This is a genomic window from Acinetobacter sp. ABJ_C5_2 (assembly GCF_044538485.1).
Lineage (GTDB): Bacteria > Pseudomonadota > Gammaproteobacteria > Pseudomonadales > Moraxellaceae > Acinetobacter > Acinetobacter nosocomialis_A.
The window spans coordinates 1-11,184 of the sequence record NZ_JBIUCS010000047.1 but is presented as its reverse complement, the minus strand read 5'-3'; the positions used below and the strand labels follow the sequence as shown (position 1 = coordinate 11,184).

The following is an 11,184-nucleotide window of genomic DNA, read 5'->3' as shown; positions in this document are numbered from 1 at the left end:
ATTTTTATATTTACCCTTTAAATTTATTCAATTAGGATGCCGCCTCTTTTTTTTGGGCTGAAAATTTTAAAAATGTATTTGTACATTTTTATTGGCCTTTGAGTTTGGTATTTGTCTGAGAAGTTTTATGAATAAAGTTTATAAGGTCATTTGGAATGCTTCGATTGGAGCATGGGTTGCAACATCTGAAATTGCAAAAGGTAAAACAAAGACTAAATCAAAAACTTTAAATGTATCAGCGGTAGTTTTAACTGGTGTAATTAGTTTTGCTCCAAATACTTTCGCAGGGACAAATACCGACGGAGGAGTAGGCCAAGGAACATCTATTTCAGGTACAACTTCTTGTCGAGAAGGAAATGCGAGTACTGCCAATGAAAAAGATGTTGCTATTGGTTGTGGAGCCCAAACTCAAGACCGAACAGGCTCTAACATCGCAAATCGTAATAATCCTTATAATAATTCTACTGGTGCTTATGCTGGTGCAATGAAACAAGGCGGAGCAATCAGTGTCGGTACTGGCGCTGTAGTTGAGAAAGGTTTAGGTACAGCAATTGGTTCTTATGCGACAACTCAAGGTATTTCAGGTGTCGCAATTGGTACAGGTGCTTTATCTTCTGGAAATACTGCTCTTGCGGTTGGGCGCCAATCTGCCGCGACTGCCGATTTTTCTCAAGCCATTGGTAATGTTGCAGCAGCTACAGGTAAAGGCTCGTTAGCAATTGGTCACTCGGCAACGGCAGAAGGTTACCGTTCAATTGCAATTGGTTCGCCAGATATTGAAAACGCTGACCCAGTTGCGGGACAGGCGGGTGCTGCTTATCAACCGAAAATGGCAACAAAAGCAACGGGTAAAGACTCGATTGCGTTTGGTGGTGGCGCAGTTGCCACTGAGGAAAATGCTTTAGCGATTGGTGCATTTTCAGAATCTAAAGGTAAAAAGTCTGTTGCGATTGGTACAGGTGCAAAAGCACAAAAAGATAATGCTGTTGTGATTGGAGACCAAGCTGAGGCTACTTTCGATGGTGGTGTCGCAATTGGTAAAGGTGCGCGTTCAGAAGCTGAAAATAGTATTGCTGTAGGTAAAGATTCAAAAGCAGTCCAAGCTACGGGTGAAAGTTTCTTAACTAAACAATCAGCTCCAACTGGTGTTTTATCAATTGGTGATGTGGGAAGTGAACGCCGTATTCAAAATGTAGCAGACGGTGCTGCAGATTCTGACGCTGCCACTATACGCCAGTTAAAAGCTGCTCGTACTCACTATGTCAGTATTAATGATAACGGTCAGCAGGGTGGTAACTTTGAAAATGATGGGGCGACTGGACGTAATGCAATTGCTGTTGGTGTGAATACTTCTGCTGCTGGTCGTGAGGCAATGGCGATTGGAGCATATGCACAGGCGATGGGTTCTGGCGCAATTTCAATGGGTAGTAGCAGTCAAACGATTGGTCGTGGGGATGTTGCTATCGGCCGTAATGCATCGACTAAAGGAGCAGAAGGTACACCGTCTGGTTATAGCAATCAATCAATTGCCATTGGTGATCAAACTAAAGCAATTGGAGATCAGTCGATTGCGATTGGTGCTGATGTGATTGCCAAAGGGAACTCTTCTGTTGCAATTGGTGGTGATGATGTCGATAAAATCGCCCAAGATGCTGAGCTAAGTAAAACCTATACAGAAATTACTGGTGGTGTGCTTAAAGCAGGCAGCTATCCAACAACTGAAGCAAATCACGGCTCAACGGCTGTCGGTACTCAAGCTGTAGGTACGGGCGCATTTTCTTCTGCGTTTGGTATGACTTCTAAAGCTACGGGTGATGCTTCATCTGCTTTTGGCGTCATGTCAAATGCTTCGGGTAAGGGTGCTGCTGCATTTGGTGCGGTTGCTCAAGCAACAGGTGATGGTGCATCAGCAATGGGTATTAACTCATTGGCATCGGGTACAAACTCAACAGCAATTGGTTCTGGTAATAAACCAGGTGAAGGGGCAAAAGCGACTGGAAACAGTGCTGCTGCAATTGGTAGTGGTGCCCAAGCAACAGGCGATAACTCGGCTGCAATTGGTAAAGGGGCTGAGGCTACAAATGAAAATGCTGCTGCTGTAGGTGGTGGTGCAAAAGCAACTGGTAAAAATGCTGCAGCCATTGGTGGTGGTGCAATTGCTGACCAAGAAAATGCAGTTGCAGTTGGTCAAGGTGCACAGTCTTTGGTTGAAGGTGGTGTCGCTTTAGGTGCACGTAGTAAAGTAGAAGCTCAAAATAGTGTTGCTTTAGGTCAAGATGCTGTAGCAACCGAAGCGGCAGGAAGTTCTTTCCTGACCAATCGTGATGCTTCTAAATCTAATGGTGTTATTTCTGTTGGGTCGGCTGGAAAAGAACGCCGTATTACCAATGTTGAAGATGGTTCGGCTGACTCGGATGCAGTAACAGTACGCCAGCTTAAAAATGTTGATGGTCGTGTAAACCAAAACACGAGCAATATTAGTAAAAATGCTCAGAATATTACCAATCTAAATCAAAAGTTAGATGATACAAAAACTGACTTGGGTAACCAGATTACGGATACCAACACCAAGTTAAACAATACTAAAGATCAGTTAACAACTCAGATTAATGACACTAAAACTGAGTTAAACAACACGATTGGTAACACCAAAACTGAATTAAATACCAAAATTGACAACACCAAGACCGAGCTTGAAAACAAAGGCTTGAATTTTGCTGGCAACAGCGGTGCAGATGTACATCGTAAACTTGGTGACAAGCTCAATATCGTGGGTGGTGCAGCTGCTTCAACTCCAGCCTCAAAAACAAGCGGTGAAAATGTCATTACCCGTACTACTCAAGATGGTATTCAGATTGAGCTGTTAAAAGACTCGAAGTTTGACAGTGTGACTACTGGCAACACCACTTTGAACAACAATGGTTTGACTATTAAAAACGGTCCAAGCATTACTAAAGACGGTATTAATGCAGGTGGCAAACAGATTAGCAATGTGGCTGATGGCGTAAATGCTAAAGATGCAGTGAATGTTGATCAGCTCACCAAAGTAAAAGAGAGTTTAAATGGCAAAATCACTGATACGAATAATCAGTTAAATGATGCGAAAAAAGATTTGGGTAATCAGATCGCAGATACCAACAAGAATTTAAATGATGCTAAGAATGATCTTGGTAATCAAATTACCGATACCAACACCAAGTTAAACAATGCCAAAGATCAGTTAACAACTCAGATTAATGACACTAAAACTGAGTTAAATAACACGATTGGTAATACGAAAACTGAACTGAATAGCAAAATCGACAACACCAAGACTGAGCTTGAAAACAAAGGCTTGAACTTTGCTGGCAATAGCGGTGCAGATGTACATCGTAAACTTGGCGAGAAGCTTAATATTGTGGGTGGTGCAGCTGCTTCAACACCAGCAGCTAAGACCAGCGGTGAAAATGTCATTACCCGTACCACTCAAGATGGTATTCAGATTGAGCTATTAAAAGACTCGAAGTTTGACAGTGTGACTACTGGCAACACCACTTTGAACAACAATGGTTTAACGATTAAAGACGGCCCAAGTATTACCAAAGAAGGTATTAATGCTGGTGGTAAACAAATTACAAATGTGGCTGATGGTGTAAATGCTAAAGATGCAGTCAATAAAGGTCAGTTAGATGATCTTGCTGCCAAGCAGAATGCAACTGATGATGCTGCAGTGAAATACGATGATGCTAAAACTAAAGATAAAGTCACCTTAAAAGGTAAAGACGGCACGGTTTTAGATAATGTGAAAGCAGGTAACATTTCATCGACCTCAAAAGAGGCAGTAAATGGTAGCCAGATTCACAATATTTCAAACAGTATTAAAAACAGTATTGGTGGCAATACAGTTGTAAATCCAGACGGTAGTTTGACTACCAATAACATTGGTGGAACAGGCAAAAACAACATCAATGATGCAATTAAATCTGTAGATGACAAAGTTACAAATGGCATTAAGGATGTTGAAAACAAAGGCTTGAATTTTGCTGGCAATAGTGGAGCAGATGTCCACCGTAAACTTGGTGAGAAGCTTAATATTGTGGGTGGTGCAGCTGCTTCAACACCAGCTTCAAAAACAAGCGGTGAAAATGTTATTACCCGTACCACTCAAGATGGTATCCAGATTGAGTTATTAAAAGACTCGAAGTTTGACAGTGTGACTACTGGCAACACGACTATAAATAATAATGGTCTGACGATTAAAGATGGTCCAAGCATTACCAAAGAAGGTATTAATGCTAGCGGCAAACAAATTACCAATGTAGCAGATGGTGTAAATGCTAAAGATGCAGTCAATAAAGGTCAGCTAGATGATCTTGCTGCCAAGCAAAATGCAACTGATGATGCTGCAGTGAAATACGATGACGCTAAAACCAAAGACAAAGTTACTTTAAAAGGTAAGGATGGTACGGTTTTAGATAACGTGAAAGCAGGTAACATTTCATCGACTTCAAAAGAAGCAGTAAATGGTAGCCAGATTCACAATATTTCGAACAGTATTAAAAACAGCATTGGTGGAAATACAGTTGTAAATCCAGACGGTAGCCTGACGACCAATAACATTGGCGGCACGGGTAAAAACAATATTAATGATGCAATTAGTGAAGTAAAAAATACGGCAACTAAAGCAAAAACGACTGTAACTGAAGGTGACAACATTGTTGTAAAACAAACTGTAAATAAAGATGGCAGTACTAACTACGAGGTAGCGACCAAAAAAGATCTGACATTAGACAGCGTAACTGCGGGCGATAACGTACTTAATCATAATGGTTTGACTATTAAAGATGGTCCAAGTATGACTAAAGATGGCATTAATGCTGGCGGTAAGAAAATTACCAATGTCGCGAATGGCGTGATTGCACAAAATTCTAAAGATGCTGTAAATGGCAGTCAGGTTCATAACATCTCAACAAGTATTAAAAATAGTATTGGGGGAAATACAGTTGTAAACCCAGACGGTAGCCTGACGACTAATAACATTGGTGGCACGGGTAAAAACAACATCAATGATGCTATCAAGTCGGTAGATGAGAAAGTTACCAACGGTGTAAATGACTTGACTCAAAAAGGGCTGAATTTTGGTGCGAATGACCAGAAAGCAACTCAAGGTAAAGCTGTCCACCGTAAGCTTGGTGAAACCATTAATATTGTAGGTGGGGCTAATCCAGAAACTGCTGAGGATAAAACCAGCGGTGAGAACATCATTACCCGTACCACAGAAGATGGTATCAAAATCGAGATGCTAAAAGATGTGAAGTTTGACAGTGTAAATGTCGGTGGTCATGTCTTGAATCAGCAAGGTCTTATCATTAAAGGCGGTCCAAGCATCACAATTAATGGTATTGATGCGGGAAGTAAGCAAATTACCAATGTTGCAGATGGTGTAAATGCAAAAGACGCGGTCAATAAAGGCCAGTTAGACAAGCAAATTAATGAAGTTAAAGATCAAATTGGTAAAGATATTGGAAAACTTTCTGATCATGCTGTGCAGTATGACAAAGATAAAAATGGCAATGTTGACAAAAACTCAGTCACTTTAGGTGGAGGAGATAAAGGTACCAATCTGAAAAATGTAGCTGATGGTAAAGTTGCTGAAGGCTCTAAAGACGCCGTAAATGGTGGTCAATTATGGAATGTTCAAAATCAAGTCGATAAGAACTCGAATGATATTAAAAACATTCAGAACAACATCGACAACATTTCTAATGGTAAAGCCGGTTTAGTTCAACAGCAAAAACCAAATGGTGAAATCACGGTCGGTAAAGACACAGGTGGCACTAGCGTAAATATGGCTGGTAAAGACGGTGATCGAGTTGTCCAAGGTGTTAAAGATGGTGAGATTAAAGCTGGTTCGAACCAAGCTGTAAACGGTGGCCAAATCCATAATATTTCAAACAGTATTAAAAACAGTATTGGTGGAAATACAACTGTTAATAGTGATGGTTCAATCACGACTAAAAACATTGGTGGAACGGGCAAAGACAATATTAACGATGCAATTGGTACGTTAAATCAGTCGAACCAAGAATTGGGCAACAAAATTACTAATCTGGGTGATCAGTTACAACAAGTGTTCTATGACACCAACAAGCGTATTGATGATGTTGAGAAAAAAGCCAACGCGGGTATTGCTGCTGCGATGGCCTTAGAAAATGCACCATTTGTCGCAGGTAAATACACCTATGCGGTGGGTGCTGCATATCATGGTGGTGAGAACGCAGTTGGTGTGACCTTGCGTAAAACATCTGACAATGGTCGTTGGTCAATCACAGGTGGTGTGGCAGCTGCTTCTCAAGGTGAGCCAAGTGTTCGTATTGGTATCAGTGGTGTTATTAACTAAGAAACTGGTTAGGAGAGTAGCAATGCTCTCCTTGCTCGACAGATTAAAGAGATTATAGAAATGAATAAAACAATCCAAAGCTTAGTCGTAGCAGCTTTTGCTGGTTTCGCGGTAACAACTTATGCAAATGAGCTAGCTCAGCCACAGGAAATTCATTTTCCAGCGATTGAAAAAAGTTATTTGAAACAAGTAAAACGTTATGAATACCAAGACGTTGCTCGTTTAGACAAAGGCCTAAATAAAGATCAAATTCGAGCTTTACTGGGAAATCCTCAGTTTAGTGAAGGGCTTTTTGCAGTAAAAATCTGGAACTATGTACTTGATGTTCGTATTCCTAATACGAACCAATACCAACGTTGTCAGTTACGTATTGATTTTGATAAGCGCTATTTAGCAGAACGTTTATCTTGGAAAGGTGAAGCGTGTGAAGGTTTGGTCGCTTGGGGAGAAAATAATCAGGCGCCAGCTCATAGTAATGTAATTACAGAACGTACAGCGAGTGTCTTATTTGCCTTTGATCGATTCGATGTTAATGCTATTGAAGAGGGTACTGACAGCATTACTAAAATTGCTGAGCAGATCAAGAAAAGCCAAACAACGAACCCTGTTATTGTTTCAGGCTTTACGGATCCGTTAGGTAAATTTAGCTATAACCAACAATTGTCTTCACAACGTGCTAATACTGTTGCCAAATTATTGGTGCAACAAGGCATTGAAGCGAGTCGAATACAAATACAGGCGAATAGTCAGACCGATTTATATAAGCAGTGTAGCGGTAACATTAGTTCACAACTTATTCAATGTTTAGCACCAAATAGACGTGTTAATATCAATTGGTGAAACGGTCTGCGCAAAAAGTAATCATCCCTAGGGTGGTTACTTTTTTTGTTATCGAAGATAGAAAAATAAAAAGAATATATTTTAAGGTATTAAGTTTTATAAATTTTATATAAAAATCATCTTTTAAAATAATAAAGTACTGTGGAGTTAACAAATCATTTAGTGATTGAATTTAGCTTTGATGTTCTAAAGTATGACTAATTAATCAATATATGAATGCTATGTAACACGGTTCTCTCTACATAAAAAATTTTCCGATTAAAAAGTTTACTAATGTGATAAAGATTTTTTTTATTTTTATGGAAAAGTTTAATATTTTAAAACTATATATTTTATTTATAACTTATATGTGATTTAAATAATTAGCATAAAAAAACCATTCAATATACGCAACTTTGATTTTTATAAGAAATCTATAATATTTTTTTCCTATTTATGTTCACTTCTATTTTTTATTTTTGTTTGTTTTTTATCCTGTTAATTGAATTTTGTGTGATTTACCTCTCATTTTTTCTCTGATATAGTGCGCGAAAATTGCTATACCTTTTGCTTTTTGAAACTTTATGTAACTTAAGGTAAGCATTGTGCGTTTTATGTAAAAATGTGGGTAAGCTTATGAATAAGATATATAAAGTCATTTGGAACGCTTCATTAGGAGCGTGGGTTGCCGTTTCTGAAATTGCAAAAGGTAAAACAAAAAACTGTTCAGGCGCCGCTTCTAGCATAAATGAACTTATTGTGGATGATGAAACTTCTGAGTCAAAGTGCTTTGAATATAAAGTACTCGTATTGGCTATATTAGGTGTGATTACTCCTTCTGCATTTGCTGGTTATGAGGCTGGTGGAGGTAGCACTTTTACAAACTGTACTTCAACATCTGCCGGGTCTGGTTCGAGATCAGCAGGTAGTGTGGCCATAGGAACATCTTCTACAGCAACGACCCCAACAAGTGGTCAAGCCTGTGCCCCTACAAAAGATTCTATTGCAATAGGATTAAGCGCAAGTACTGCTGGTGCAGCAGGAAATAACCAAAGTATCGCTATTGGACGAGAAAGTGCTGCTTCTGGCGATCAGGCTATTGCATTAGGAGCAAATGTAAAAGCGAGTGGTAACTCATCGGTTGCTATTGGCGGAGATGACGTTGATAAAGTCGTAGATAGTGATGGTGCACTATATACTACGATTACTGGTGGAACGATTGTAAAGAATAATTATATTCCAACAGAATCTAGTGGCGCTGCCAGTACGGCTATGGGGGTACAAGCAAAGGCGAGTGGAGCATTTTCTACAGCTTTAGGTATGACATCAGCAGCGACGGGACCTGCTTCGGTTGCTTTAGGTGTGAACTCAACAGCTACTGGACAAGGAGCTTTGGCAATAGGTGCTGTTTCTAACGCTCAAGACAACGGGACTATTGCTGTTGGTATTAACTCAAAAGCAGCTGGTGTGAACTCAATTGCTATTGGTTCTGGTAATACGAGTTCTACAGGAGCGAATACAACAGGCCCAAATGCTACATCAATTGGTAGCAATGCTAGTGCGGTTTCAGATTCTACAGCTATTGGTTCTGGGGCAAAAGCAAATGTGAGCGGAGGTGTTGCAATTGGTAAAGATTCTGTTGCAAACACTGCTGCTGGAGTGGCTGGTTATGATCCAGTAACAGGTACAACATCAACACAAACAACAAATGTATGGAAATCTACGCAAGGTGCAATTGCTTTAGGTGATGCAGCAAATAATGTCACACGTCAGCTTACAGGTTTGGCCGCAGGAACGAATGATTCAGATGCTGTAAACGTTGCACAGTTAAAAACAGTAACTAATCAGACATTTAAATTGCAAGCAAATGGTGATGTAGCTTCTGCTGTAAAAACAAGCGACACTGTCCAATTTCTCGATGGTAAAAATATTAATATTACGCGTTCAGGGAATAATATTACGGTACAGACAGTTGATACGCCAACATTTACTAGCGTAACAACTGGTAATAGTAAACTAGATAATAGTGGCCTAAACATTACTGGCGGTCCAAGTGTAACCACTGCTGGAATCAATGCGGGCAACCAGAAGATTACCAATGTTGCAGCAGGAACTATTTCTGCGACCTCTACAGATGCAGTAAATGGTAGTCAATTAAATGCGACCAACCAGAATGTAACCACTGCCCAAAACACTGCAAACACAGCAGTGACTAATGCAGCAACAGCACAAGCAACAGCAGATAAAGGCCTGAACTTTAGTGTGAATGGTGGTACGGCAGATAACGTGAAGTTAGGTGAAACAGTTAACTTTGCAGATGGCACCAATACCACAGCAGTGTATGACCCTGTCACCAATACCTATAAATACAATGTGAATGACAATATTGCATTAACCAATGCAGGTAGTTTAACGATCGGTAACACCAAGGTTGATAATAGTGGATTAACCATTACCGGTGGCCCAAGTGTAACCACTGCAGGTATTAATGCGGGCAACCAGAAGATTACTAATGTTAAAGCAGGCACTAATGCGACTGATGCGGTCAATTTTAGCCAGTTAAATGCAACCAACCAGAATGTAACGACTGCACAAAACACAGCAAATACCGCATTGACCAATGCAGCAGCAGCGCAAGCGACAGCAGATAAAGGCCTGAACTTTAGTGTCAATGGTGGTACAACTGATAATGTGAAGTTAGGTGAAACGGTTAACTTTGCAGATGGCACCAACACCACAGCAGTGTATGACCCAGCAACCAATACCTATAAATACAATGTAAATGACAACATTGCATTAACCAATGCGGGCAGTTTAACGGTTGGTAACACCAAGGTTGATAACAGTGGTCTAACCATTACAGGCGGTCCAAGTGTAACCACTGCCGGCATTAATGCGGGCAACCAGAAGATTACCAATGTTGCAGCAGGTACTATTTCTGCGAGTTCTACAGATGCAGTAAATGGTAGCCAGTTAAATGCGACCAACCAGAATGTAACGACTGCACAAAATACTGCAAACACAGCAGTCAGCAATGCAGCAGCAGCACAAGCGACAGCAGACAAAGGTCTGAACTTTAGTGTCAATGGTGGTACGGCTGATAATGTGAAGCTGGGTGAAACGATTAACTTTGCCAATGGAACCAATACTACAGCAGTGTATGACCCTGCAACCAATAGTTATAAATACAATGTGAATGACAACATTGTATTAACTAATGCGGGTAGTTTAACAGTTGGCAATACTAAAGTTGATAACAGTGGCCTAACCATCACTGGTGGCCCAAGTGTAACCACTGTCGGCATTAATGCAGGTAACCAGAAGATAACGAATGTTAAAGCAGGCACTAATGCGACTGATGCGGTCAATGTTAGCCAGTTAAATGCAACCAACCAGAATGTAACGTCTGCACAAAACACAGCAAATACTGCATTGACCAATGCAGCAGCAGCGCAAGCGACAGCAGACAAAGGCCTGAACTTTAGTGTCAATGGTGGTACGGCAGACAACGTGAAGTTAGGTGAAACGGTTAACTTTGCAGATGGCACCAACACTACAGCAGAGTATGACCCTGCAACCAATACCTATAAATACAATGTGAATGACAATATTGCATTAACCAATGCTGGCAGCTTAACGGTCGGGAATAGCAAGGTTGATAACAACGGATTAACCATTACTGGCGGTCCAAGTGTAACGACTGCTGGTATTAATGCAGGCAACCAGAAGATTACTAACGTTGCGGCAGGGACTATCTCATCTACATCAACAGATGCAGTAAATGGTAGCCAGTTAAATACCACCAACCAGAATGTAACGATTGCACAAAACACTGCAAATACCGCATTGACCAATGCAACAGCAGCCCAAGCCACAGCAGACAAAGGCCTGAACTTTAGTGTCAATGGTGGTACGACAAACAATGTGAAGTTAGGTGAAACGGTTAACTTTGCAGATGGTACCAACACCACAGCAGTGTATGACCC

The 11,184-nt window shown here is 40.5% G+C and carries 3 protein-coding genes; all 3 read left to right on the top strand.

Annotated elements, in window-relative coordinates; all coding sequences use genetic code 11:
• Nucleotides 1–127 precede the first annotated feature (127 nt).
• On the top strand, nucleotides 128–6,379 hold the full coding sequence (ata, locus tag ACH8JV_RS18730; protein WP_396523097.1) for a trimeric autotransporter adhesin Ata: 6,252 nt from the start codon (nucleotides 128–130) through the stop codon (nucleotides 6,377–6,379).
• A 60-nt stretch (nucleotides 6,380–6,439) separates the two neighbouring features.
• Complete coding sequence (locus ACH8JV_RS18725; protein WP_396523095.1) at nucleotides 6,440–7,219, top strand: OmpA family protein; 780 nt, start codon at nucleotides 6,440–6,442, stop codon at nucleotides 7,217–7,219.
• Between the two features lie 615 nt (nucleotides 7,220–7,834).
• Nucleotides 7,835–11,184: ESPR-type extended signal peptide-containing protein (locus tag ACH8JV_RS18720; RefSeq protein ID WP_396523093.1), on the top strand; the 3,350-nt coding region annotated here is incomplete at its 3' end.